General features: G+C 68.5%; 17 protein-coding genes. 6 read left to right on the top strand and 11 right to left on the bottom strand.

Features of this window, described 5'->3' with window-relative positions; genetic code table 11:
- The 5 genes from BLT78_RS05355 (at position 1) to BLT78_RS05335 (ending at position 5,897) form a co-directional block, all read left to right on the top strand.
- On the top strand, positions 1–936 hold the full coding sequence (locus BLT78_RS05355; protein WP_090347970.1) for an electron transfer flavoprotein subunit alpha/FixB family protein: 936 nt from the start codon (positions 1–3) through the stop codon (positions 934–936).
- Between the two features lie 75 nt (positions 937–1,011).
- The gene (locus tag BLT78_RS05350; RefSeq protein ID WP_408003093.1) at positions 1,012–2,736 is read left to right on the top strand and encodes an electron transfer flavoprotein-ubiquinone oxidoreductase; all 1,725 of its coding nucleotides are present in this window, start codon (positions 1,012–1,014) and stop codon (positions 2,734–2,736) included.
- A 204-nt stretch (positions 2,737–2,940) separates the two neighbouring features.
- Positions 2,941–4,131: a Re/Si-specific NAD(P)(+) transhydrogenase subunit alpha gene (locus tag BLT78_RS05345; RefSeq protein WP_090347968.1), complete on the top strand. Its 1,191-nt coding sequence runs from the start codon at positions 2,941–2,943 to the stop codon at positions 4,129–4,131.
- Between the two features lie 10 nt (positions 4,132–4,141).
- Positions 4,142–4,456 carry an NAD(P) transhydrogenase subunit alpha gene (locus tag BLT78_RS05340; RefSeq protein ID WP_041506114.1) on the top strand — a complete coding sequence of 105 codons (315 nt, stop codon included), beginning with the start codon at positions 4,142–4,144 and terminating at the stop codon, positions 4,454–4,456.
- 1 nt (position 4,457) lies between these two features.
- Positions 4,458–5,897: an NAD(P)(+) transhydrogenase (Re/Si-specific) subunit beta gene (locus BLT78_RS05335; RefSeq protein WP_090347967.1), complete on the top strand. Its 1,440-nt coding sequence runs from the start codon at positions 4,458–4,460 to the stop codon at positions 5,895–5,897.
- Between the two features lie 456 nt (positions 5,898–6,353).
- Here the strand turns inward: BLT78_RS05335 and BLT78_RS05330 are convergent, their stop codons facing one another.
- The 8 genes from BLT78_RS05330 to BLT78_RS05295 form a co-directional block, all read right to left on the bottom strand.
- Entirely contained in the window at positions 6,354–7,223 is an 870-nt protein-coding gene (locus BLT78_RS05330; RefSeq protein WP_231975712.1) for a cache domain-containing protein, read from the bottom strand.
- 257 nt (positions 7,224–7,480) lie between these two features.
- Entirely contained in the window at positions 7,481–9,142 is a 1,662-nt protein-coding gene (locus BLT78_RS05325) for a fatty acid--CoA ligase (RefSeq protein ID WP_090347966.1), read from the bottom strand.
- A 296-nt stretch (positions 9,143–9,438) separates the two neighbouring features.
- Complete coding sequence (locus BLT78_RS05320) at positions 9,439–11,217, bottom strand: acyl-CoA dehydrogenase C-terminal domain-containing protein (protein WP_090347965.1); 1,779 nt, start codon at positions 11,215–11,217, stop codon at positions 9,439–9,441.
- A gap of 74 nt (positions 11,218–11,291) precedes the next feature.
- The gene (locus tag BLT78_RS05315; protein ID WP_090347964.1) at positions 11,292–13,850 is read right to left on the bottom strand and encodes an efflux RND transporter permease subunit; all 2,559 of its coding nucleotides are present in this window, start codon (positions 13,848–13,850) and stop codon (positions 11,292–11,294) included.
- 29 nt (positions 13,851–13,879) lie between these two features.
- Positions 13,880–14,956, bottom strand: a complete 1,077-nt coding sequence (locus BLT78_RS05310; RefSeq protein WP_090347963.1) for a WD40/YVTN/BNR-like repeat-containing protein — start codon at positions 14,954–14,956, stop codon at positions 13,880–13,882.
- Positions 14,957–15,096: 140 nt separating this feature from the next.
- Entirely contained in the window at positions 15,097–16,455 is a 1,359-nt protein-coding gene (locus BLT78_RS05305; protein WP_090347962.1) for a DUF1329 domain-containing protein, read from the bottom strand.
- Positions 16,456–16,494: 39 nt separating this feature from the next.
- The gene (locus BLT78_RS05300) at positions 16,495–18,465 is read right to left on the bottom strand and encodes a DUF1302 domain-containing protein (RefSeq protein ID WP_090347961.1); all 1,971 of its coding nucleotides are present in this window, start codon (positions 18,463–18,465) and stop codon (positions 16,495–16,497) included.
- Positions 18,466–18,511: 46 nt separating this feature from the next.
- Positions 18,512–19,117, bottom strand: a complete 606-nt coding sequence (locus tag BLT78_RS05295; RefSeq protein WP_090347960.1) for an RBBP9/YdeN family alpha/beta hydrolase — start codon at positions 19,115–19,117, stop codon at positions 18,512–18,514.
- Positions 19,118–19,398: 281 nt separating this feature from the next.
- On the opposite strand from BLT78_RS05295, the gene BLT78_RS05290 reads away from it, so the two are divergent.
- The gene (locus tag BLT78_RS05290; RefSeq protein ID WP_090347959.1) at positions 19,399–20,412 is read left to right on the top strand and encodes an AraC family transcriptional regulator; all 1,014 of its coding nucleotides are present in this window, start codon (positions 19,399–19,401) and stop codon (positions 20,410–20,412) included.
- Positions 20,413–20,428: 16 nt separating this feature from the next.
- On the opposite strand, the gene BLT78_RS05285 is transcribed toward BLT78_RS05290, so the two are convergent.
- The 3 genes from BLT78_RS05285 to BLT78_RS05275 form a co-directional block, all read right to left on the bottom strand.
- The gene (locus tag BLT78_RS05285) at positions 20,429–22,933 is read right to left on the bottom strand and encodes a bifunctional diguanylate cyclase/phosphodiesterase (protein WP_090352155.1); all 2,505 of its coding nucleotides are present in this window, start codon (positions 22,931–22,933) and stop codon (positions 20,429–20,431) included.
- Between the two features lie 109 nt (positions 22,934–23,042).
- Positions 23,043–23,879, bottom strand: a complete 837-nt coding sequence (locus BLT78_RS05280) for an SDR family oxidoreductase (RefSeq protein WP_090347958.1) — start codon at positions 23,877–23,879, stop codon at positions 23,043–23,045.
- Positions 23,876–25,087, bottom strand: coding sequence for a multidrug effflux MFS transporter (locus tag BLT78_RS05275; protein ID WP_090347957.1), 1,212 nt, complete (start codon positions 25,085–25,087; stop codon positions 23,876–23,878). Before BLT78_RS05275 ends, BLT78_RS05280 begins: the two co-directional genes overlap by 4 nt.
- Between the last annotated feature and the right edge of the window lie 6 nt (positions 25,088–25,093).

The raw sequence follows: 25,093 nt of genomic DNA, 5'->3' as shown, positions 1-25,093 counted from the left end.
ATGGCAATCCTGGTAATCGCTGAACACAACAACAGTGCCCTGGCTGCCGCCACCCTCAATACCGTGGCCGCCGCCAGCCAGATCGGTGGCGACATCCATGTGCTGGTCGCCGGCCAAGGCTGCGGCGCGGTCGCCGAAGCCGCGGCCCAGGTCGCCGGCGTGGCCAAGGTGCTGCGCGCCGACGCCCCGGCCTACGCCCACCAGTTGCCGGAAAACCTCGCGCCGCTGATCGTCGAGCTGGCGCGGAGCGGCTACAGCCACGTGCTGGCGCCGGCCACCACCAACGGCAAGAACTACCTGCCGCGCGTCGCCGCGCTGCTCGACGTCGAGCAGATCTCCGAGATCGTCAAGGTGGTTTCCGCCGACACCTTCCAGCGGCCGATCTACGCCGGCAACGCCATCGCCACCGTGCAGTCGAGTGCGGCGGTCAAGGTGATCACCGTGCGCGGCACCGGCTTCGACGCGGTGGCCGCCGAGGGCGGCAGCGCGAGCATCGAAGCCGTCGGCGCATCCTGCGATGCCGGCGTGTCCAGCTTCGTCGGTGAGGAGCTGGCCAAGTCCGAACGCCCCGAGCTGACCGCCGCCAAGGTGGTGATCTCCGGCGGGCGCGGCATGCAGAACGGCGACAACTTCGCCCTGCTCTACGGCCTGGCCGACAAGCTCGGCGCCGCCGTGGGTGCCTCGCGCGCCGCCGTCGACGCCGGCTTCGTGCCCAACGACCTGCAGGTGGGGCAGACCGGCAAGATCGTTGCGCCGCAGCTGTACGTCGCCGTCGGCATTTCCGGGGCGATCCAGCATCTGGCCGGCATGAAGGACTCCAGGGTGATCGTGGCGATCAACAAGGACGAGGAGGCGCCGATCTTCCAGGTCGCCGACTACGGCCTGGTCGCCGACCTGTTCGAGGCCATTCCCGAGCTGAGCGCCCAGCTCGGCTGACAGCTCGGCTGATTCCACACCCCGTTGCGCGAGCAGCGCATTGGCCCCCAGGTACAGGCAGAGGACATTGAGGGCATGGGCAACCCCGGGGTTGCCCTTTTTTTTGCCTGCCCCTGCCGCGAAGAGTTGCGAGGACAACAACACATGCAACGCGAATACATGGAATTCGACGTGGTCATCGTCGGAGCGGGCCCTGCCGGCCTGTCCGCCGCCTGCCGTCTGAAGCAGAAGGCCGCCGAAGCCGGCCAGGAGCTCAGCGTCTGCGTGGTGGAGAAAGGCTCCGAAGTCGGCGCCCACATCCTCTCCGGCGCGGTGTTCGAGCCACGCGCGCTCGATGAACTGTTCCCCGACTGGCAGGCCCTCGGCGCGCCGCTCAACACCCCGGTCAAGCGCGACGACATCTATCTGCTGAAGAACGACTCCGCCGCCAGCAAGATCCCCGACTTCGCCGTGCCCAGGACCATGCACAACGAAGGCAACTACATCATCTCCCTCGGCAACCTGTGCCGCTGGCTGGCCCAACAGGCCGAGAACCTCGGCGTCGAGATCTACCCGGGCTTCGCCGCCCAGGAAGCGCTGATCGACGACAAGGGCGTGGTGCGCGGCATCGTCACCGGCGATCTCGGCGTCGATCACGAGGGCAACCCCAAGGAAGGCCTGTACACCCCGGGCATGGAGCTGCGCGCCAGGTACACCCTGTTCGCCGAGGGCTGCCGCGGCCATATCGGCAAGCAGCTGATCGCGAAGTACCAGTTGGACGCCAAGGCCGACGCCCAGCACTACGGCATCGGCATCAAGGAACTGTGGGAGATCGATCCGGCCAAACACGAGCCGGGCCTGGTGGTGCACACCGCCGGCTGGCCGCTGAACGACGACAACCCGGGCGGCTCCTTCCTCTACCACCTGGAAAACCACCAGGTGGTGGTCGGCCTGATCGTCGACCTGTCCTACAGCAACCCCTACCTGTCGCCGTTCGACGAGTTCCAGCGCTACAAGCACCACCCGGTGATCAGGCAGTACCTGGAGGGCGGCAAGCGCATCGCCTACGGCGCCCGCGCGATCTGCAAGGGCGGCCTCAACTCGCTGCCCAAGCTGGTCTTCCCCGGCGGCGCGCTGATCGGCTGCGACGCCGGCACCCTCAACTTCGCCAAGATCAAGGGCAGCCACACCGCGATGAAGTCCGGCATGCTGGCCGCCGAGGCGATCGTCGAGGCGCTGGCCGCCGGTCGCGAGGGCGGCGACGAGCTGCACGAGTACGTCAAGGCCTTCGAGGACAGCTGGCTGTACGACGAGCTGTTCCGCAGCCGCAACTTCGGCGCGGCAATCCACAAGTTCGGCGCCATCCTCGGCGGCGCGTTCAACTTCGTCGACCAGAACCTGTTCGGCGGCAAGATCCCGCTCACCCTGCACGACAATAAGCCGGACCATGCCTGCCTGAAGCCGGCCGCCCAGTCCCAGCGCATCGACTATCCCAAGCCGGACGGCAAGCTCAGCTTCGACAAGCTGTCCTCGGTGTTCCTCTCCAACACCAACCACGAGGAAGACCAGCCCTGCCACCTGAGGCTGGCCGACGCCTCGATCCCGCTGGCGAAGAACCTGCCGCTGTACGACGAGCCGGCGCAGCGCTACTGCCCGGCCGGGGTGTACGAGATCGTCACCCAGGAAAACGGCGAGAAGAAGTTCCAGATCAACGCGCAGAACTGCGTGCACTGCAAGACCTGCGACATCAAGGACCCGGCGCAGAACATCACCTGGGTGACTCCGGAGGGAACCGGCGGACCCACCTATCCCAACATGTGATCCGACGGGCCGTTGAAACGCGCCAGCGAAGCAGCCGAGGTCGTTTTCAACGCTGCATCGATAGCGCCGGCAGTTATTCAATAACCTGCCAGCCATCGCCCCCATCCTCCCGAACCGCTCGCGGAGCGGGAGGCACTTGCCGCGCGCGCCTTGCCAACTGCCAGGCGGTCGGGCGCGCTGCTTGACCTACCTTTAGGAGATGAAATGCAGGTTGGAGTCCCCCGCGAAACCCACGCCGGCGAAACCCGCGTGGCCGCCACGCCGGAAACGGTGAAGAAACTCGTCGGCCAGGGCCATCAGGTCGTCGTCCAGTCCGGCGCCGGTATTGCTGCCAGCGTCCCCGACGACGCCTATGTCGCCGCCGGTGCGCGCATCGGCTCGGCCGCCGAAGCCTTCGGCGCTGGCCTGGTGCTCAAGGTCGTCGCGCCCAGTGCTGACGAGCTGGCGCTGATGCAGCCCGGCGCCGTGCTGGTCGGCATGCTCAACCCGTTCGACACCGCCAACCTGGTGCGCATGACCGACCGCGGCATCACCGCCTTCGCCCTCGAGGCCGCGCCGCGCACCTCGCGCGCGCAGAGCCTCGACGTGCTGTCGTCGCAGGCCAACATCGCCGGCTACAAGGCGGTGATGCTCGCCGCCAACCACTACCCGCGCTTCATGCCGATGCTGATGACCGCCGCCGGTACGGTGAAGGCCGCCCGCGTGCTGGTGCTCGGCGCCGGCGTCGCCGGCCTGCAGGCGATCGCCACCGCCAAGCGCCTGGGCGCGGTGATCGAGGCCTCGGACGTGCGTCCGGCGGTCAAGGAGCAGGTGGAATCGCTCGGCGCCAAGTTCGTCGACGTGCCCTACGAAACGGATGAAGAGCGCGAGTGCGCCCAGGGCGTCGGCGGCTACGCGCGGCCGATGCCGAAATCCTGGATGGAGCGCCAGGCCAAGGCCGTGCACGAGCGCGCCAGGCAGGCCGACATCGTCATCACCACCGCGCTGATCCCCGGCCGTCTGGCGCCGACCCTGCTGCACGAGGCCACGGTGGCGGCGATGAAGCCCGGCTCGGTGGTCATCGACCTGGCCGCCGCCCAGGGCGGCAACTGCCCGCTGACCGTGCCCGGCGAGGTGGTGGTCAAGCACGGCGTGACCCTGGTCGGCCATACCAACCTGCCGGCGCTGGTGCCGGCCGACGCCTCGGCCCTCTACGCGCGCAACCTGCTGGATTTCCTCAAGCTGGTCCTCGACAAGGACGGCAAGTTCCAGCTCAACCGCGAAGACGACATCGTCGCCGCCTGCCTGATGTGCGAGGGCGGCCAACTGGTGCGGGTCAATGGCGGCGCTGCCGCTCCCTCGGCCCCCGCGACTCCTGCTGCTTCCGCCGCTTCCGCCCCCAAAGCCACCGCCTAAGGACACTGCCATGGACCCGATCTCCGACGGTCTCTACAACCTGATCATCTTCGTGCTGGCGATCTACGTCGGCTACCACGTGGTGTGGAACGTCACCCCCGCCCTGCACACCCCGCTGATGGCGGTGACCAACGCCATTTCCGCCATCGTCATCGTCGGCGCCATGCTGGCCGCCGCGCTGACCGAAACCGGCCTGGGCAAGACCATGGGCACCCTGGCCGTGGCGCTGGCCGCGGTCAACGTGTTCGGCGGCTTCCTGGTCACCCGGCGCATGCTGGAAATGTTCAAGAAGAAAGACAAGCCGGCCAAGGCGGAGGCGCACTGAGATGAGCATGAACCTGATCACCGCCCTCTACCTGGTGGCGTCCGTCTGCTTCATCCAGGCGCTCAAGGGCCTCTCGCACCCGACCAGCTCGCGCCGGGGCAACCTGTTCGGCATGGTCGGCATGGCCATCGCCGTGCTCACCACCGTCGGCCTGATCTACAAGCTCGGCGCGCAGATGGGCGAAGGCGCCGGCATCGGCTACGTGGTCCTCGGCCTGCTGCTCGGCGGCACGGCCGGCACCATCATGGCCAAGCGCGTGGAGATGACCAAGATGCCCGAGCTGGTCGCCTTCATGCACAGCATGATCGGCCTGGCCGCGGTATTCATCGCCGTGGCGGCCGTGGTCGAGCCGCAGTCGCTGGGCATCGTCGCCGCCCTCGGCGAGCCGATCCCGGCCGGCAACCGCCTGGAGCTGTTCCTCGGCGCGGCCATCGGCGCCATCACCTTCTCCGGCTCGGTGATCGCCTTCGGCAAGCTGTCGGGCAAGTACAAGTTCCGCCTGTTCCAGGGTGCGCCGGTGACCTTCGCCGGCCAGCACTGGCTGAACCTGGCCTTCGGCCTGGCCATCGTCGGCCTCGGCCTGGCCTTCACCTTCAGCGGTGACCTGACCGCCTTCGCCGTGCTGGTGGCGCTGGCCTTCGTCATCGGCGTGCTGATCATCATCCCGATCGGCGGCGCCGACATGCCGGTGGTGGTGTCGATGCTCAACAGCTACTCGGGCTGGGCAGCCGCCGGCATCGGCTTCTCGCTGAACAACTCGATGCTGATCGTCGCCGGCTCCTTGGTCGGTTCGAGCGGCGCGATCCTCTCCTACATCATGTGCAAGGCGATGAACCGCTCGTTCTTCAACGTGATCCTCGGCGGCTTCGGCGCCGAAGCCGGCGCCGCCGTGACCGGCGGCCAGGAGCAGCGCCCGGTGAAGTCCGGCTCGGCCGACGACGCCGCCTTCCTGCTCGGCAACGCCGACAGCGTGATCATCGTCCCCGGCTATGGTCTCGCCGTGGCCCGTGCCCAGCACGCGCTGATGGAGCTGACCGAGAAGCTGACCCACCGCGGGGTGACGGTGAAGTACGCCATCCACCCGGTGGCCGGGCGCATGCCGGGGCACATGAACGTGCTGCTGGCCGAGGCCGAGGTGCCCTACGAGCAGGTGCACGAGATGGAGGACATCAACCCCGAGTTCGGCCAGGCCGACGTGGTGCTGGTGCTCGGCGCCAACGACGTGGTCAACCCGGCGGCGAAGACCGATCCGAAGTCGCCGATCGCCGGTATGCCGATCCTCGACGCCTACAAGGCGCGTACCGTGATCGTCAACAAGCGCTCGATGGCCAGCGGCTATGCCGGCCTGGACAACGAGCTGTTCTACATGGACAAGACCATGATGGTGTTCGGCGACGCCAAGAAGGTGGTCGAGGACATGGTCAAGGCGGTCGAAGTCTGACGAAGATCGCCCGCCGGCGGACACCGGCGGGCGATCCCCTCCTGGAACGGCTCTGGCCGGCCGGGAGCGGGGCCACGGCCGAGCGCCACGTGTATGGGAGCGGCATCGGCGTATTCAGTCGCGACGGCAAGGCGGCACGCCTGTTCTGCGGCGAAAGCGAAGTTGCTATGGTCGATTCCGACGTGCAGGCGCCGCTGGCCGACCACGGCTGCGGCGGCGGAAGGTCTCGCCGCCCGGCGAGCTGCACGTCCGCTGCCCAGCGCTGGCGCAAGCCTGCCAGCCCGGGGCAATCCAGTTCGCCTGACCCAGCGAGGCCGAGCCTGCGCTGGCGACCATGTACGAGCGGTGTCGAAGCAAATTTTTGTCGGCCGCGGTGTCTTCGATGCCGCTCGCACCAGCAGGGCCACTTCGGTGGCCCTGTCTCTTTCTACCCTCTTGGCAGCGCTGCGCGCGCCGTCACTCCGGCAGGTAGTAGCCCACCGCCACCATGTAGTTGCCGACCTTGCGGATGTAGGCACGCTTGGCTTCGTGGTTCTGGGTGACCGGGTTGGGCCACAGGTAATCGTATTCGCCCTGTCCCTGCTGCGCGGCGATGTCGAGCATGGCCTGGCCGATGCCCTTGCCGTCCGGCGCGGTCAGCGCGCTGAAGTCGCTGCCCACCAGGCGCGGGTTGAAGCCGTGGGCGACGAAGCGCTTGCTCGCCAGATCGACGACGTAGACGTACAGGTCGTCCTGCAGGTAGCGCTTGTCGTGGGCGTTGATCGCCGCGATGGCCTGCTCCGGCTGGCTGGCCAGCGCCTGGGCGGCCTGGTCGAGCAGCTGCCGGGCCTGGGCGGACTCGGCACGGGCCATGTAGTAGCCGACCGCGAGGATGTGCCCGCCGACGCGCTGGAAGAAGGTGTGCTTGCGGGCGACCACGCCGCCGAGGCTCCAGTCGCTGAACGGGTACTCGATCTCGCCGACCTGCCCTTCCTGCGCCGCCTGGCTCATCAGCCGGGCGCGCGCCTCGTCGCCGACCGCCACGCCGATGTCCTGGCCCACCAGCAGCAGCGACGGCCCGCCGCTGGCCACCAGGGTGCCCTGGGCGTCGACCACGAACACGTACAGGTTGCCGACGGTGAACGGCCCCTTGCGGCTGAATGCCGCCAGCGCCTTGTCGCCCTCCTCGCGGTAGTAGGCGACCGCCTTGTCGAGCAGCGCCCTGGCCGCCTGCTCGTCGGCGGCGTAACGCGACGCCTGCGCGGCCGCCGGCTCCTGCGCCGCACACACCATGGCCGGCAGAGCCAGCACGCCCAGCAGGGCTCCCACACGGAACAGATCAGTCATGTAACCCCCTCGTTGCCCAGTTGCCCGTTTCTGTAAAACCCGCGACGGCGCCCGACGCCGCCGCCCTGCCGGCCCGCGCCGGCTGCCACGCTTGCGCGCGAACGCGAAAACCAGGGACATCCCTGGTTCTCGCTGGAAACGCCTCCGCCGAACGAGGAGGAAAGCCTGTCGCCGGTCCAACCGGTCTCAGGCGCTCGCCCCTGCCTGGGCCCGGCCCCGGGCGGCAATGCCGCCCGCGACCGTCACCCGGCTATCGCTCAGCCAGCGCACGCGCTGCCGGCCAGCTCGGTCTCGCGGATCAGCTTCTTGTTGATCTTGCCGACGCTGGTCTTGGGGATGTCGGCGACGAAGCGGATCTGCCGCGGAATCGCCCACTTGTTGATGTGCCCGCTGTCGACGAACTGCTGCAGGTGCAGCTCGATGGCCCGCTGGTCGAGGCTCGCGCCCGGCGCGCAGACCACCAGGGCCAGCGGCCGCTCGCCCCACTGCGCATCGGGAATGCCGACCACGGCGACCGAGGCGACCGCCGCGTGCTGGCTGATCAGGCTCTCCAGCTCCAGCGAGCTGATCCACTCGCCGCCGGTCTTGATCACGTCCTTGATGCGGTCCTTGATCTCCACCACGCCGCGCGCGTCGATGGAAGCCATGTCGCCGGTGTGCAGCCAGCCGCCGTCCCACAGCTCGGCGCCCTTCTCGGGCTCCTTCAGGTAGCCCTGGGTCAGCCAGGGCGCGCGCACCACGATCTCGCCCAGCGCCACGCCGTCGTGCGCCACGTCGTTGCCGGCGCCGTCGACGATACGCAGGTCGACCAGCGGGATCGGCACGCCGGTCTTGATCCGCTCCGGCAACTGCGCGTCCATCGGCAGGGCCAGATCCTCGGCGCGCAGGTGGGTCAGGGTCAGCAGCGGGCAGGTCTCGGACATGCCGTAGCCGGCATGGATGAGCATGCCCTGCTGGCTGGCCTGGCGCGCCAGGCCGAGGGTCAGCGCGCTGCCGCCGAGCAGCATCTTCCAGCCGGTGAAGTCGGTCTGCTTGCCCAGCTCGCAGTCCAGCATCATCTGCAGGATGGTCGGCACGCAGTGGGAGAAGGTCACCCCCTCCTCGCGGAACAGGCGGACCAGCTGGTTCGGCTCGTAGCGGCCGGGGTAGACCTGCTTGACGCCCATCGCCGTGGCCACGTAGGGCACACCCCAGGCGTGCACGTGGAACATCGGCGTGATCGGCATGTACACGTCGTTCGAACGCAGCAGCGGCTGGCCCTCCCAGCCGGCGAAGGTGCCCAGCTCGTTGAGGGTGTGCAGCACCAGCTGGCGATGGGTGAAGTACACGCCCTTCGGATTGCCGGTGGTGCCGGTGGTGTAGAACATGGTCGCCACCGAGTTCTCGTCGAAGTCGGGGAACTCGAAGTGGCTGGCGGCGCCGGCCAGCAGCGTCTCGTACTCGCCCAGCACCGGCAGCCCGGTCGGCTTGGCGGCGCTCTCGGTGAGCTGCACGTAGCCCTTCACGGTGCGCAGCTCGCCGTGGACCTGCTCCATGAGCGGCAGGAAGTCGTCATGCACCAGGACGATGTCGTCCTCGGCATGGTTCATGGTGTAGACGATCTGCTCCGGCGACAGGCGCACGTTCACCGTGTGCAGCACCGCGCCGAGCATCGGCACGGCGAAGAAGCATTCCAGCGAGCGGTGGCTGTCCCAGTCGAGCAGGGCCACGGTGTCGCCGGCCTTGATGCCGGCCGCGCTCAGCGCATTGGCCAGGCGCTGGATGCGCTCGTTGAGGGTGCGGTAGCTGTAGCGCAGCTTGTCGGAATAGACGATTTCCTGGTCCGGCTGGTAGCGCACGCCGGACAGCAGCAGGCGCTTGATCAGCAGTTGGTAGTCGTAGGCACCTTGCGCCGGCGGAATTGTTTTTGTCTTCGCCATGGTTGTTTTCCCAACTTAGCCATTCTGAAAATTCGCTTCGCTGCACGCAGGGGAGCGGCTCGCGCCCGGGCCGCGGCGGTCATCCGCGCAGCCCCGTTCCCCCCCATGCCACGAACACTAATTACCCCTCCCCTCGAGCGCTTCACATTCCACGTCACACGTTTTTCATTTGATGACAGCCTGCGCCGCTACGGGCGTGCGCGAGCCACCGCCGTGGCGCGGAAAACGTGGAAGGAAGTGCCTGGGGGAAGGTTGCGCCACGCTCCCGGCGACGGCAGCGTGGCGACTGCCGACGATCAGAACTGCTCGGCGTCCAGCAGGTACAGGCTCGCGCTGCCGGCCTTGACCGAGGCGCTCAGCGAGTGGATGCGCGGCAGGATGCGGGCGAAGTAGAAGCGCGCGGTGCCGAGCTTGCTGGCGTAGAAGCCATCGTCGCCCTGCCTGGCCAGCGCCACGGCGGCCATGCGCGCCCACAGGTAGGCGTACACGGTGTAGCCGAAGGCGTGCAGGTACTCGACCGAGGCGGCGCCGATCTCGTTGGGGTTGCCCTGCGCCCGGTCGATCACCCAGGCGGTCAGCTCGCCGAGGTTGTCCACGGCGGCCTTCAGCGGGCCGGTGAACTCGGCCAGCGCGGCGTCGGCGCCGGCGACGAAGGCGTTGATCTCCGCGGACAGGTGGCGGTAGTAGCTGCCGCCGCTGGCGACCACCTTGCGGCCCATCAGGTCCAGCGACTGGATGCCGTTGGTACCTTCGTAGATCTGGGTGATGCGGCAGTCGCGGATCAGCTGTTCCTGGCCCCACTCGCGGATGTAGCCGTGGCCGCCGAACACCTGCTGGCCGTGGATGGTGGTTTCCAGGCCCATGTCGGTGAGGAAGGCCTTGGCCACCGGGGTCAGCAGGGCGACCAGTTCCTCGGCGCGCTGGCGGGCAGCGGCGTCCTCGCTGTACTTGGCGATGTCGAGCTGCACGGCGACGAAGCTGGAGAAGGCGCGGCCGCCCTCGTTCAGCGCCTTCATGGTCAGCAGCATGCGGCGCACGTCCGGATGCACGATGATCGGGTCGGCCGCCTTGTCCTTGGCCACCGCGCCGGTCGGCGCGCGGCTCTGGATGCGCTCGCGGGCGTACTCGACGGCGTTCTGGTAGGAACGCTCGCCGAGGGCCAGGCCCTGGATGCCGACGCCCAGGCGCTCGTAGTTCATCATGGTGAACATGGCGTTGAGGCCCTTGTTCACTTCGCCGACCAGGTAGCCGGTGGCGCCGTCGAAGTTCATCACGCAGGTGGCCGAGGCCTTGATGCCCATCTTGTGCTCGATGGAGCCGCAGGCGACCGCGTTGCGCTCGCCCAGCGAGCCGTCGGCGTTGACCAGCACCTTGGGCACCAGGAACAGCGAGATGCCCCTGGGACCGGCCGGGGCGTCCGGCAGCTTGGCCAGCACCAGGTGGATGATGTTCTCGGACAGATCCTGCTCGCCGCCGGTGATGAAGATCTTGGTGCCGCTGACCTTGTAGCTGCCGTCGGCCTGCGGCTCGGCCTTGGTGCGGATGATGCCGAGGTCGGTGCCGGCGTGCGGCTCGGTCAGGCACATGGAGCCGGCCCAGCGACCTTCGTACATGGCCGGCAGGTACTGCGCCTTGAGCTCCTCGCTGGCGTGGTTGAGGATCGCCAGGCAGGCGCCGGCGGTCAGCATCGGGTACAGGGCGAAGGACAGGTTGGCCGAGTTGACCATCTCCTCGACCTGGGCGCCGAGCACCTTGGGCATGCCCATGCCGCCGAACTCCGGCGCGCCGCCGACGCCGACCCAGCCGCCTTCGGCGTAGGTGTTCCAGGCCGCGGGGAAACCGGCCGGGGTCTGCACCTCGCCGTCGTGCCAGGAGCAGCCTTCCTCGTCGCCGCTGCGGTTCAGCGGGGCGATCACCCCGGCGGTGACCTTGCCGGCCTCCTCGAGGATGGCGCGCGCGGTGTCGATGTCGACGACCTCGGCCAGCGCCGGCAGCTCGGCCCAGAGTTTGGAAACCTCGAAGACTTCATTGAGCACGAAGTCCATGTCACGGAGGGGCGCTTTGTAGTCAGACATTGGAAACTCTCAGCCTAATTCGTGTTGTTGTCGTAGCCGTTGCTTGCGCGGTGAGCGAATCGCGATTCGGCCATTCACCGCTGATTTTTTAGCAAGCCACCCTCGGCGCACGCTTCGAACCCGGGGTGGATTTGCGGGTTGACCTGAGCCTCGGCCGGGGTGGAAGCACTCTCCACCCCCTTGGCCGCCACCGCCCCGCTGCGCTTGTCCGGCAGCAGGAAGTAGGACAGCGCCGGGATCAGGATCAGCGCGCCGAGCATGTTCCACAGGAACATGAAGGTCAGCAGGATGCCCATGTCGGCCTGGAACTTGATCGGCGACCAGGCCCAGCCCACCACGCCGGCGGCCAGGGTGATGCCGACCAGGCCGACCACCCGCCCGGTGAAGGCCACGGCGTTCTCGTAGGCGTCGGACAGGCTCATGCCCTGGCGCTGGTAGTGCAGCTGCACGCTGAGCAGGTACAAGGCGTAGTCGACGCCGATGCCGACGCCGAGGGCGATCACCGGCAGGGTCGCCACCTTGACGCCGATGCCCATCGCCACCATCAGCGCCTCGCACAGCACCGAGGTCAGCACCAGCGGCAGCAGCGCCACCAGGGTCGCCCGCCAGCTGCGGAAGGTGAACAGGCAGAAGACGGTCACCGCCAGGTAGACGAACAGCAGCATGGTGCGGTTGGCCTCGCGCACCACGATGTTGGTCGCCGCCTCGATGCCGGCTGAGCCTGCGGCGAGCAGGAACTGGCGCTCCGGCGTGCTGTTCTCGCGGGCGAAGCGGTCGGCGATGGCCACCACTTCATCCAGCGTCTCGGCCTTGTGGTCCTTGAGGTAGGCGATCACCGGCATCACCGAGCAGTCTGTGTTGAACAGCTCCGGCGCGTTGACCGAGGCCTGCTGCGCGGCGTAATTGAGCATGTCCTGGTTGCGCTGGATGCTGTTCAGCTTCGGGTTGCCCTCGAAGGTGCCGGCGGTGATCTGGCGCACCGCGTTGACCAACGACACCGTGGTCTGCACCTGCGGATGCTGCTGCAGCTCCCAGGCCAGGCGGTCGGCGAGGACCAGGGTCTGGTAGTTCAGGCAGCCTTCCGGCGCGGTCTTGATCATCACCGCGAACAGGTCGCTGGACAGCGCGTAGTGGCTGGTGATGTAGGCATTGTCGCGGTTGTAGCGCGAATCCTCGCGCAGCTCCGGCGCGCCGCTGTCGAGGTCGCCGATCTTCAGCTGCAGGCTGACCAGGAAGCCGCCCACGCCCATCAGCGTCGCCACCAGTACCGCGCCGGTCGCCCACTTGCGGGTGGTGAACAGGTCGAGCAGGTCCCACAGCCTGCCGAAGCCGCGATGCTGGGCGGCGCGCGAGTCGATGCGCAGGGCGCGCTCGGCGGCCTTGCGGCCGACGCCGATGTAGGACAGCGCCACCGGCATCAGCAGCAGCGAGGTGAAGATCAGCACGGCCACGCCGATGCTGGCGGTGATCGCCAGGTCCTGGATCACCGGGATGTCGATCAGCATCAGCACAGCGAAGCCCACCGCGTCGGCCAGCAGCGCGGTGACCCCGGCGACGAACAGCCGGCGGAAGGTGTAGCGCGCGGCGACCTGCTTGTGGGTGCCGCGGCCGATGTCCTGCATGATGCCGTTCATCTTCTGCGCCGCGTGGGACACGCCGATGGCGAAGATCAGGAACGGCACCAGGATCGAATAGGGGTCGATGGCGTAGCCCATCCAGGCGACGATGCCCAGCTGCCAGACCACGGCGGCCAGCGAGCAGCCGACCACCAGCAGGGTGCTACGCACGCAGCGGGTGTACAGGTAGATGATCACCAGCGAGGTGACCACCGCCATGGCGAAGAACAGCATCACCTGGATCAGGCCGTCGATCAGGTCGCCCATCAGCTTGGCGAAGCCGATCACGCGGATCTTGTACTTGCCGCTGCCCTCCTCGCCGCTCGCCGCCGCCTTGGCGGCGCCGGCGAACTCGTACTTGACGCGCAGTTTCTCCTCGAGCATCCGCGAGAACTGGTGGTAGTCGAGGCCGTGGCCTGTGGCCGAGTCCTGGTCGAGCAGCGGCACCACCAGCATGGTCGACTTGAAGTCGCTGGCCACCAGGCTGCCGACGATGCCGGCGCGGTTGATGTTCTGCCGCAGCTGCTCGATGTCGGCCGGGGTGCCCGCATAGTTGTCGGGCATCACCGGGCCGCCCTGGAAGCCTTCCTCGGTGACCTCGGTCCAGCGCACCGCCGGGCTCCACAGCGACTTCATCCAGGCGCGGTCGACGCCCTCGGCGAGGAACAGCTCGTCGTTGACCTGCTTGAGCACCTCGAGGTACTCGGGGTCGAAGATGTCGCCCTGGGTGTTCTCCACCACCACGCGCACCGAGTTGCCGAGGCCGCGCAGCGACTTGCGGTTCTCCAGGAAGTTCTGGATGTACGGCTGGCTCTGCGGAATCATCTTGTCGAAGCTGGGGCGCAGCTCCAGACGGGTCGCCGCCATGTAGCCGAGCACCGCGGTGACCAGCAGCATGATCAGCATGAACAGCGGCCGGTAGTTGAACACCAGCCGTTCCAGCAGATTGCCGGTGCGCGGGTCGAACTCACGCAAGTCGCGGATCACCGGCATGGTGTCTTGCTTGATTTTGCCCATGTCTGGGTACTCGCTCTGTCTTCTTATCGTTATTCGACGGGCAGCGCACGCACGCCACGTTCACCGACCAGCACCAGGCCGGCGCCGCCGGCGCTCGCCGCCGCGGTCACCGGCGCCAGGTTCTGCTGCGGCACCAGCGCGACGCCGGCGCCATCGCCGCGCCCGCGCAGGGCGTGGCCGGCCAGGCTGAACAGCCAGACGTCGCCGCGCGCATCCAGGGTGCCGGCGGTGATGCTCACCGGCAGGCCGGTGTCCACCTGGCTCCAGTTCTGCCCGCCGTCGCTGCTGCGGAACACGTGCCCGCGCAGGCCGTAGGCGAACACTTCGCCGGGCTTGCCGACCACGCCGAACCAGGTGCCCTGGTACGGCGACGGCAGCGCCGCGAAGCGCTGCTGCGCGGCATCCCACTTGAGCAGCAGGCCCTGCTCGCCGGCGAGGTACAGCTCGTCGCCGACCGCGGCGATGGCGTTGAGGTGCAGGCTCTGCGGGTTGTCGGTGCGATCCTGCAGCGGCACCCAGCTCTGGCCGCCGTCCTCGGTCCGCAGGATCAGGTTGAACACGCCGACCGCGTAGCCGCGCCGGGCGTCGGCGAACCAGACGTCGAGGAACGGCTTGTCGGCGCCCTCGGCGACCAGGCGCTCGCCCTCGGCGACGAACTGCGCCCAGGTCTCGTTGTCCGGCTCGGCGCTGGCCAGCGCCTGGTAGTGGGCCAGCACCAGCGCGCCGATCTGCCGGCCGTCGAGCTGCCTGACCCAGCTGGCGCCGCCGTCGCTGCTGTGCAGCACCACGCCGTCGTTGCCCACCGCCCAGCCCTGCTGCGGAGTGGGAAAATGCACGGCGTTGAGGTCGGAACTCACCGGCACGCCGGCCTGCTGCCAGCGCTTGCCGGCATCGTCGGAATAGAGAATGTGCCCGCGCTGGCCGACCGCCACCAGCCGCTCGCCGGCGCGCGCCACGTCGCGCAGCGGACTGCGTGCCGCCAGCTCGCTCGGCCGGGCCGGCAGGTCCAGCACATCCACGAAGGTGTTCGCCTGGGCGGTGCCCAGCAGCGAGGAACCCAGCGCGATACCCAGCGCCAGCAGCGCACACTTCTTGAAGGAACCCATTACCGCGTCCTCTTGGGAAACCGTACCGGGCCGCAGCAGGGTGCCACCCGGAATCACGTCATCGGGAGCCGGAAAGCTCCCGGCCGCCACCCGGCGGCCCGGGAGGGCACGCGAAGTGGCGGCCTGTTGCTCATCCTTGATCAGCGGATACCGGCACCGGCCAGCGACTCCGGCGACCACTGGGCCTTGGAGAGCGGCTCGATGTACTTGATGCCGCCGTACGGACCGACCACGCCGTTGACGTTGTAGGTGCCGGCGATCAGGTCGTAGATCACGTGCGGAGCGGTGTTGGGGGTTTCCACGTCGTAGCTCTGGGTGAAGAAGCTGTAGGAGCCGCGATACAGCTGGCCGCGCGCGTCATACTGGTCGGAAGCCAGGGCGTTCCAGGTGTCCTCGTCGAGGTAGAAGCGACGCTTGTGGTAGATGTGGCGGGCGTCGCCCTTGAGGGTGCCTTCCACCACCCACACGCGGTGCTTCTCCCAGCGCACCATGTCCGGATTCAGATGGTTCGGCGTGGTCAGCTGGTTGGCCTCCTTGGCGTAGGTGAGCTCGTAGGTGTTGTACGGCACGTACATTTCCTTCTTGCCCAGCAGCTTCCAGTCGTAGCGGTCCAGCGCGCCGTTGAAGACATAGATGTCGTCGTAGGTGCCGGAGCCGGAGGTGCCCGGGTTCGGCGTGTCGTAGGCCAGGCTCGGCGCCAGCTTCACGCGGCGCTGGCCGGGCAGGTACTGCCAGGCGCGGCGCGGCTGGGCCAGCGGGTTGGCCGAGTCCTTGAGCATCAGCGACTCGCCGGCGCGACGGGCCGGACCGCTGTAGTACAGCTTGGTCTGGAAGTAGGTGTCCTTGGCGTCGATGACCTTGTTCAGGTCCTCGTAGATCGGGAAGCCGTTGAACGCCATGCCGGTGGTGGCCAGGGTCGCCTTGCCGGCGGCGTCGACGTTCCAGGAGTCGTACTTGGTGCTGTAGGCGACGCCCTGGTAGCGCAGCAGGTGGTTCCACATGGCTTCCGCGCCGTTCTGCGGAATCGGGAAGGGCACGCCCGGCAGGACGTTCTCGATCGCCGTGCCGTTCTCCAGCGACTTGGCCCCGGTGGCGTTCTTCAGGGTGTTGTCGAGCAGCGCCTTGGGCAGCGCGGCGGTACGGTGGCTCGGGTAGACCTCGATGCGGAAGCTCGGGAAGCGGGTGGCCAGCTCGGCGGTGACGGCGGTCAGCTGGTCCTTGTACTGGGCGACGTTCTTGCCGTCGATCACCAGGATCGGCTTCTCGTCGGCGAACGGGTCGGGGCGCACGGTGTCGCCCGCCTTGAAGCCGGCCGGCGCGGTGGTCAGGCCGCCCTGGTAGGCGGGGATGGAACCGTCGGCATTGGCGGCCATCTCGGCGCCGATGACGGTCAGGGTGGAGCCCAGCTTGGCGGCCTCCTGGGCCGATACCGCTGCCAGAGCCGATCCGGAAGCCGCCAGCGCAAGCGAAGCTGCCAGCAAGGTGCGTGCGAATTTCATCTTATTGTTCTCCAGCTCAGAGCCTAAGCAAGTTGCCGATCAGAAAGTGGTTTTGAGGGTCAGGTAGACCGCACCGCGATCCTCGGTGGTGGCTCCGCCACCAGAGAAGGACGCATAACCGCCGCCGTAGCAGGTGTAGCGTTCGGTTCCATCGAGAGCGTTGGGGGTGGCGCCGTCGGTGGCACCGTCGTTGCACTTCTCGGCTTCGCCGAAGGCGTCGACGTATTTCAGGTCGACGAAGTACTGGTTGTAGATGGCCGCGGACAGGCCAACGGAGTAGTTGCCGGTGTCTTCCGCACCGCCGGCCTGGACCGGCGACACGCCGTCGAGGCCCATGTTGATGGACATCGGCGCGCTCAGGTCGATGCCGGGGAACACCTGGTACCAGGTCGGCGTGAAGTTGACCGCCAGGCCCCAGTTGTCGCGGGTCGGCTTGTCGATGCCGCGGTAGGTGCTCTTGCCCTTGTACAGCGCCTCGTTCTCGCTATCGAGTTCCAGCAGGTTGCTGTAGTACAGCTCGGCCAGCAGGCTGGCGGAGTCGAACAGCGGGGTGTCGCCGATGGTCATCAGGCCGTTGAGGGTCCAGTGCAGGGTGTCGCCGCGGGCGCTCATGCTGTCGCCTTCGCCGGGCAGGCTGGCCACCACGCCGGTACCCGCGCTGCGCGGCGGCAGCGCGGCGCCGGCGCCGTTCACCAGCAGCGGGCTGTAGATGGCCGGGATGCTGGCCAGCGGCATGTTGTGGCGGATGTTCAGGTCGCTGCCGACGCTGACCCCGGCGATCTCCTTGGACAGGCTGAGGCCGAAGATGTCGATCTTGTCGCCGTAGGCGAACTGGTAGCTGGTGCCGGCCAGCGAATCGACCAGGCGGCACAGACCGGTTGCGCCAGGGTTCACCACGCCGCCCGGCGCCACCACGCAGCTGCCCTGGGTCAGGGTCAGCGAGCCGGCGTCGAGCACGGCCTGCGGCAGGATGTCGGAAGTCTGCCGGTAGTAGGCGCCGAGGGTGCCGTCCAGCCATTCCGGCGACCACTTGGCCATCACGCCCCAGTCGCCACGGTCGCCGGGCGTCTGGTCCTTGCCGCGGCGCACGCTGGTCAGCGCATTCGGGCCGAGCAGGCCGGCGGGCACTGCGGTATGGCCGAGCAGGAAGGACTGCGCGCCCTCGCCCACCACGTCGGAGCCGGCGTAGTAGGTGCCAGCTTCCGGCAGGCGGGCGGCGTCCCACTCGAGGAAGTACTGGGCGCCGATGGTCAGTTCCGGATTGACGGTGAAGGACATCGACAGCTGGTTGCGCGGAACGAACAGCTCCTTGGCCTCGGTGCCCGGAGAGGCGGCCAGCTTGGCCAGGTCCAGGCCGGACTGGCCGTAGCTCACCGAGTGCACCGGGTTGAGGATGGTCTCGCCCCAGAACACGTTGTGCTGGCCGGCCTTGAAGCTGAGCAGCGACTCCTCGCCCAGCTCGGTGCTGTAGAACACGAAGGCGTCGAGAATCTCGCCGGACGGGCCGCTGTAGTAGCGCTGGGCGTAGTTGCTCAGGTGGCTGCTGCCGAACACGTTGCCATCATTGCTGGCGAACGGGCCGACCGCGAAATGCTGGCCGATCATGCCGCTGACCGCGCCGTTGCCGTTGACGAACGGATTGGAGTTGGAGCCGGTGTTGTCGTAGGCCTTGTCGTACCAGGCGGCGGCGCTGACGCGGAAGCCCATCGACTGCCGGTAGATCACGTCCAGTTCGGACAGCAGGTCGACCCGATTGGTGATGTTGGTGCCGGAGCGGCGGAAGTTGTAGTCGCCGTCGTTGCTGTTCGGCGTGCCCAGCATGCGCTTGTCGGCGCTCTCGGCACGCACCCCGTAGTTGTACTTGACCGTGTTGTCGAAACGGGCGGTCCAGTCCTCGCTGCCGAGATCGAGCTCGATGGCCTGGGCGGCCGGCAGCGAGGCCAGCATGATGGCGGTGGCCAGCAGGCTGCGCCGCAGCGGGGTTGTACCGAGAGTTTGCTTGTTATGCATTGCGTTGACTCCGCTTGTTTTTATTGTTGTTGACGATGAATCGCTTTCAGAGCGCGGCGACCTGGGCAGCCGGCTGTAATGTCTGCCGGCGGTCCAGCGCCGCCACGAACTCCTCGGCCTGCGGCCAGGGACCGTAGCCGGCGGCAGGATTGAGGTGGCCGACGGCGCCGCAATCGACCAGCTCGCTGCCCCACTGGTCGGCCAGGCGGGCCACGGCCTCGAAGCTGGCCAGGTGGTCGTTGCTGCTGGCGGCGACGATGCTGGGGAACGGCAGCGGGCCGCTCGGCAGCGGGTCCCAGCCGTTGGCGCGCAGGGTTTCCGGGGTCGGGTAGCCCTGCGGCCACTGCGCCTCGAGATCCGGCGGCGCGGCCAGCAGCGCGCCCTTGATGGCATGGCGGTAGCGGGCCGCCCAGTGCGCCACCATCAGCACCCCGGCGCTGTGCGCCACCAGGATCACCGGACCGTCGATCTGCGCCAGCTCGCGCTGGATCGCCTCGACCCGCGCGGCGCAGCTGAGCTTGTCGGTCTCCAGCGGCGGCACCGAGCGCACCTTGGCCAGGCGAGCCTCCAGCAGCGTCTGCCAGTGCTCGGCCACATGGTCGCGCAGCCCGGGAACGATCAGGACGGTTGCGGCGGTTTGCAGTTTTTCCACGTCAGCACCCTTGCTCTCGATAGTCAGGTCGGCCAGACAGCCGATTGCTTGAGATCAACAGTAAAGAGCGCTCCCCCGCCCCGCTTTACATTCCGCGACAGCCACTTTTCATTTGGTGACAGCGAAATATCCGAGTGAAAAACTCGCCTTCTCGGCCCCGCCGACGGCCCGAAACTCGCGCCGCAGAGCGATCCCGGCTTTTCATTTGGCGACGCGAAGGCTATAAGTGCAGTCCCCGCCAGCGCAGCGGGACGCCATTTGCAAAACATGGAAACAACAAGATGACCGCCCTCGCCCGAGCCGCCGTGCTCACCAACTACCAGGAAGTCGCCCGCCATCTGGGCCTCAACGCCCACGCCCTGCTCAACCAGGTCGGCCTCAGCCCCAGCCAGCTCGACGATCCCCAGCACCGCATCCCGGTCACGGCCGCCGTCAACCTGCTCGAGGAATCGGCGCGGGTCAGCGGCTGCGAGTCGTTCGGCCTGCGCATGGCCGAACTGCGCCAGCTGTCGGACTTCGGCGAGGTCAGCCTGCTGCTCAGTCACCAGCGCACCCTGCGCGACGCCCTGCAGGTGATCGTGCAGTACCGCCACCTGCTCAACGACTCGCTGGCGATCTTCATCGAGGAGGCGGGCAAGACGGTGATCATCCGCGAGGAGGTGATCACCGACGAGCCGACGCGCAGCCGCCAGGCCAGCGAGCTGGCGGTCGCGGTGATGCACCGCTTCTGCGCCGCCCTGCTCGGCGCGCACTGGCACCCGATCAGCGTCAACTTCACCCACGAGGCGCCGGCCGACCTGACCGTGCACCGGCGCATCTTCGGCTGCAAGCTGGAGTTCGGCAGCGAGTTCAACGGCATCGTCTGCCCGGCCGCCGACCTGGACGCCGCCAACCCGCTGGCCAACGAAGCCATGGCGCGCCACGCCCGGCGTTACCTGGATTCGCTGCAGAGCGCGGGCGAGAGCTCGCTGGTGTTCGACGTGCGCAAGACCATCTACCTGCTGCTGCCGATGGGCCGCGCCACAATCGAGCAGATCGCCCAGACCCAGGGCATGAACGTGCGCACCCTGCAGCGCCGCCTGGAGGAAGGCGGCGCCAGCTTCAGCGAGCTGATCAACGGCGTGCGCCGCGACCTGGTGATCCGCTACCTGGAGAACCCCGGCTATTCGCTGGGACGCATCGCCGACATGCTCGGCTACTCGATGCCCAGCTCCTTCACCCGCTGGTTCATCGCCCAGTTCGGCATGCCGCCGGCGACCTGGCGCGCGCAGCACGGCATCGTGCCGCGCAAGTGAGGGCCCGCCCCGGCGCTCAGGCCGGGGCCAGCGCCAGGCTGTCGGGCAACGCCTCGGCGGGCACCGGCCGGCTGAACAGGTAGCCCTGGAACGCGGCACAGCCGTTCTCCAGCAGGAACGCCATCTGCGCGGCGGTTTCCACGCCCTCCGCGACCACGCCGACACCCAGACTGTCGGCCAGGGTGAGGATGGTGCGGGCGATGGCGGCATCGCTGCTGCTCTGCACCCCCTCGACGAACGACTTGTCGATCTTCAGCTGGTCCAGCGGCAGGCGCTTGAGGTAGTTCAGCGACGAATAGCCGGTGCCGAAGTCGTCCAGCGCGAAGCGCACGCCCAGGCGGCGGAGCAGCTCCATCTTGCCGATGGTGGTTTCCAGGTTGTCGTGCAGCATGCTTTCGGTCAGCTCCAGGCGCAGGCGGTCGGCGCTGGCGCCGCTGTGGCGCAGCGCCTGTTCGACCCGGCAGACGAAGTCGCCCTGGGCGAACTGCCGGGCGCTGACGTTCACCGCGACCGTCCACTCCCGCCGCCGCGGCTCGTCGGCCCAGGCGGCGAGCTGCCGGCAGGCGCTGTCCAGCACCCACTGGCCGATCGACAGGATCAGCCCGCTCTGCTCGGCCAGGGGAATGAACAGCGCCGGTGAGACCAGGCCGCGCTGGGGATGCTGCCAGCGCAGCAGTGCTTCCACGCCGAGGATGCGGCGCCGGGCATCCACCACCGGCTGGTAGAACAGGAGCAGCTCGCCGCGCTCCTGGGCCAGGCGCAGATCGCGCAGCAACTGCGCGCGGGCGGTGACCTCGGCCTGCAGCGAGGGATCGAAGAAGCACAGCTGGTCGCGGCCGGCGCCCTTGGCCCGGTAGAGGGCCATCTCGGCCTGCCTGATCAGCTCGTCCGGCTGCTCGTCGCTCTGGTTGAACAGCACCACGCCGACGCTCGCCGTGATGCCCAGCTGCTGGCCGAGCAGTTGGTAGGGCTGGGCCAGCGCCAGGCGGATCTTCTCGCCGGAATCGCCGGCATGGGCCATCGCGCTGTCGCGGTCCGGGCCGATGTCCTCGAGCATCACCAGGAATTCGTCGCCGCCCAGACGCGCCACGCTATCGATCTGCCGCAGGGCCCGCAGCATCCGCCCGGCGACCTGGCGCAGCAGCTCGTCGCCCTGGGCATGCCCCAGGGTGTCGTTGACCTCCTTGAAGTGGTCGAGGTCGATGTGCAGCACGGCCCCGTGGCTGCCCCGCCGCGCCGCCCGCTGGAGCGCCTGGGTCAGGCGCTCGGCCACCAGGCTGCGGTTCGGCAGGCCGGTGAGCACATCGTGCAGGGCCAGGCGTTGCGCGGCCGCCTCGGCCTGCTTGCGCCGGGTGATGTCGGCGCGGATGGCGATGTACTGCTCGGGCACGCCATCCTTGCCGAGGCACGGCACGATGGTGGTCTGCAACCAGTACAGCGAGCCGTCCTTGGCCCGGTTGCAGATTTCCCCGCTCCACACCTCGCCGCGGCTGATGGTGCGCCACAGCTCGCGGAAGAAGGTGCGCGGGTGATGGCCCGAGTTGACCAGCCGGAACGAGTTGCCGATCAGCTCGCTGCGGGTGTACTGGGATACCGCGCAGGACTTCTCGTTGACCCGGGTGATGATCCCGCGTGCGTCGGTGAAGGCGACGATCGCATGGGCATCGAGCACCGACTTCAGCTCGCCGAGCTCGCGCAGCGACTCTTCGAGCCGCGCGTAGGGCTCGCGCACGCCGTAGAGGAAGGTCGCCCGGTAGATGAAGGCGTAGGCGGCCACCTTGTACAGATGACCGAAGACATTGAGGAACTCCGAAGGCGCCTGGTAGCTGGTGAAGGCCAGCTCGCCGATGCCCATCACGAAGCATGAGGTGGCGAACCACAGCCCGCGCGGCCGCGGCTCGCTGCGGCTGCCGACGAACAGCCAGAGCGCCAGCGCCAGGTTGGCCGCGCACAGCAGGTACTCGAGACGCGCCTTGAACTCCGTCACCCCGAGTCCGGGGACGAAGGTCGCCGGCAGCCGGTCGATGGCGTAGGTCCCGACCAGGAACAACGCCAGCACCGCTGCCACGCCGCTCAGCAACCAGCACCGGCGCCCGCCGGGCAGGCTGACCCGGGCGGCGAACAGCAGCATGGTCAGCACCTCGAAGGCGCGCCCGCACAGCCAGAAGAAGATGGCCTTGGGCGTACTGCCGTCCGCGAGCAGCGAGGGCATGCCGTCGTAGACCAGCGCATGCAGCATGTCCATGCCGGCGACCACGACGAAGCCGAACACCAGCACCCGGGCCATGCCCTCGTCGGCCGCGTCGAGGGTGTGCAGGGCCATCGCCACCACCATCAGCGCGACTAGCACCGAGAAGGTTTCCAGCAGCAGGTGCACCGAGAGGTGGTCCTGCGGGCGCTGCTCGAAAAGCGCGAAGGGCGGCAGCGAGGCGGCCAGCAGCATCAGCAGCACGGCCATGGCACAGGTCAGCGCGGCGACGCGCCGGCTCCTCGCGATATCGGGAGCACGGGAAGGATCCATCTTGAGTACCAGCGGGCGCCGGGCACGCCGCATCCCTCGCATGCCCGCGCAGAGTCACACGCCCCGCCCTCCTCTGGCCAGGGCCGCAGCGGCTCGTGCAGCGGCCGAACTAGCGGCGCGGAAGCGCCATCTTGCGCGCCAGGATGCGGTCGATCCAGCGCGTCGGCAGCAGCGCGGCCAGACGCCACATGGGATGCAGCGGATAGCGCGGCTTCGGCCGCGGCGTGCGCAGGCCGTGCAGCACGGCCTGGCTGACCCGCTCCACCTGCGCGCCCTTGCGCGCGTTCTGCGCCGCCAGATCGAGCAGCGCGTGGATCGCCGGCTCGTAGTCGGTGCCCGCATAGCGCGGGTCCGGCTTGGCCTTGCCCCAGATCGGCGTGCGGATCGGCCCCGGCTCGATGGCCACCACCTCGATGCCGTAGATGCCCAGCTCGATGCGCAGGGTGTCGTTGAACGCCTCCAGGGCGTGCTTGCTGGCCGCATAGGCGCCGGTCAGCGGCGTGGCCACCCGCCCGGACACCGAACTGATGTTGATCAGCCGTCCCGGGCGCGCGCTGCCCTTGCGCGCACCGAGCAGCGGCGCGAAGGCCTGGATGACGGCGAGCAGGCCGAACAGGTTGACCTCGAACATGCCGCGGATCTCCTCCAGCGGCTGCAGCAGCAGCGGCCCGTTGGGCGAGGCGATGCCGGCGTTGTTGACCAGCGCCGCCAGCCCGTCCGCGCCGACCAGCGCCTCGACCCGACGCACCGCGCCGCCCAGCGACCCGGCGTGGGTGACGTCCAGCAGCAGCGGCGTGAAGTCCGCGCCGAGCATGTCACGAAGGCGCAGGCCATCCTCCTCGCGGCGCACCGTGCCTATCACCCGGTAGCCCTGCTCGACCAGCAGGCGGGCACAATCCAGACCGATGCCCGAGGAGGCGCCGGTGATCAGTACGAATGGTTTCATGCGTTTTGCTCCTTGGAAATCGGTTGCTCCGCGCGGGCGCCGACCTGCGCCAGGCCGAAGGCCAGCAGCGCCAGACAGGCCAGCGCGGCCATGCCCAGCGCCAGGCTCAGCGTGCTGCCGAGCAGCAGCGGCACCAGCAGCGCCGCGGACAGCGCGTTGCCGGCCTGCTGGAGGGTCACGTAGCCGCTGGAGGCCAGGCCGCGGCGCTCGGGAAAGCGGTCGAGGGCCAGCAGTTGCAGGCCGGGCTGGGTCAGCATCAGGCCGATGGCGAACGGCGGCAGCGCCAGCAACGACCAGGGCACGCCGACCGGCAGCCACAGCGCAGCCCCGATGTTGAGCAGGACGGCTGCCAGCATCACGGCGTAGCCGATCAGCACTCCGCGTGCCGGCGGCAAGCGGCCGGCCATACGGTGGGCGGCGAAGGAGCCGAGCAGCAGGCCGGCGACGATCGGCAGGAACAGCCAGGCGAACGACTGTGGGCCGAGGCCCAGATGGCGGGTGACGAAGGTCGGCGCACTCAGTACGTAGAGGTAGATGGCGGCGTTCACCCCGGCGTTGGCCAGGCACACCAGCAGGTAGCGACCGCTGCGCAGCAGCTCGTTGAAGCCGCGCAGCAGGGCCAGCGGCTGCAGCGACTGGCGCCGCCCCGCCGCCAGGGTCTCGTCAAGGTGGCGCCAGCAGCCCAGCCAGAGCAGCGCGCTGATCAGGCAGAGGAATATGAAGATGCCGCGCCAGCCGACCAGCGGCAGCAGCCAGCCACCGCACAGCGGGGCCAGCGCCGGCGCCAGGGAAAACAGGATGGCCACCATGGCCAGCTGCTTCTGCGCCAGCACGCCGTCGAAGCGGTCGCGCAGCATGGCGCGGCCGACGACGATGCCGACCCCGGCGGACAGCCCCTGCAGCACGCGCCCGGCGAACAGCCAGTCGATGCTCGGCGCCAGCGCGCAGAGCAGCGAGCCGGCGCAGAACAGCAGCAAGCCACCGAGGATGAAGCCGCGGCGGCCGACGGCGTCGGAGATGGCGCCATGCCAGGGGATGGCCATGGCGAACGGCAGCAGGTAGGCGGTCAGGCTCTGCTGCACCTGCGCCGGACTGGCCGCCAGGTCCGCGCCGATGGCGTCGAACGCCGGCAGGTAGGTGGCGATGGCAAACTGGCCGAGGGCGGCCAGGCTGGCGACCAGCAGGACGAACAGGGAGGGGCTGGGCATACGGAG

The sequence above is a fragment of the Pseudomonas oryzae genome (assembly GCF_900104805.1).
Lineage (GTDB): Bacteria > Pseudomonadota > Gammaproteobacteria > Pseudomonadales > Pseudomonadaceae > Geopseudomonas > Geopseudomonas oryzae.
Note: the sequence above shows the minus strand (reverse complement) of the source record. Positions and strands in the feature narration are given on the sequence as shown.

Excerpts from the sequence above, each read along its gene's own strand:
- BLT78_RS05355 (WP_090347970.1), top strand. The coding sequence starts at position 1 with ATGGCAATCCTGGTAATCGCTGAACACAACAACAGTGCCCTGGCTGCC.
- BLT78_RS05350 (WP_408003093.1), top strand. The coding sequence starts at position 1,012 with ATGGGCAACCCCGGGGTTGCCCTTTTTTTTGCCTGCCCCTGCCGCGAA.
- BLT78_RS05345 (WP_090347968.1), top strand. The coding sequence starts at position 2,941 with ATGCAGGTTGGAGTCCCCCGCGAAACCCACGCCGGCGAAACCCGCGTG.
- BLT78_RS05340 (WP_041506114.1), top strand. The coding sequence starts at position 4,142 with ATGGACCCGATCTCCGACGGTCTCTACAACCTGATCATCTTCGTGCTG.
- BLT78_RS05335 (WP_090347967.1), top strand. The coding sequence starts at position 4,458 with ATGAGCATGAACCTGATCACCGCCCTCTACCTGGTGGCGTCCGTCTGC.
- BLT78_RS05330 (WP_231975712.1), bottom strand. The coding sequence starts at position 7,223 with ATGACTGATCTGTTCCGTGTGGGAGCCCTGCTGGGCGTGCTGGCTCTG.
- BLT78_RS05325 (WP_090347966.1), bottom strand. The coding sequence starts at position 9,142 with ATGGCGAAGACAAAAACAATTCCGCCGGCGCAAGGTGCCTACGACTAC.
- BLT78_RS05320 (WP_090347965.1), bottom strand. The coding sequence starts at position 11,217 with ATGTCTGACTACAAAGCGCCCCTCCGTGACATGGACTTCGTGCTCAAT.
- BLT78_RS05315 (WP_090347964.1), bottom strand. The coding sequence starts at position 13,850 with ATGGGCAAAATCAAGCAAGACACCATGCCGGTGATCCGCGACTTGCGT.
- BLT78_RS05310 (WP_090347963.1), bottom strand. The coding sequence starts at position 14,956 with ATGGGTTCCTTCAAGAAGTGTGCGCTGCTGGCGCTGGGTATCGCGCTG.
- BLT78_RS05305 (WP_090347962.1), bottom strand. The coding sequence starts at position 16,455 with ATGAAATTCGCACGCACCTTGCTGGCAGCTTCGCTTGCGCTGGCGGCT.
- BLT78_RS05300 (WP_090347961.1), bottom strand. The coding sequence starts at position 18,465 with ATGCATAACAAGCAAACTCTCGGTACAACCCCGCTGCGGCGCAGCCTG.
- BLT78_RS05290 (WP_090347959.1), top strand. The coding sequence starts at position 19,399 with ATGACCGCCCTCGCCCGAGCCGCCGTGCTCACCAACTACCAGGAAGTC.
- BLT78_RS05285 (WP_090352155.1), bottom strand. The coding sequence starts at position 22,933 with ATGGATCCTTCCCGTGCTCCCGATATCGCGAGGAGCCGGCGCGTCGCC.
- BLT78_RS05280 (WP_090347958.1), bottom strand. The coding sequence starts at position 23,879 with ATGAAACCATTCGTACTGATCACCGGCGCCTCCTCGGGCATCGGTCTG.
- BLT78_RS05275 (WP_090347957.1), bottom strand. The coding sequence starts at position 25,087 with ATGCCCAGCCCCTCCCTGTTCGTCCTGCTGGTCGCCAGCCTGGCCGCC.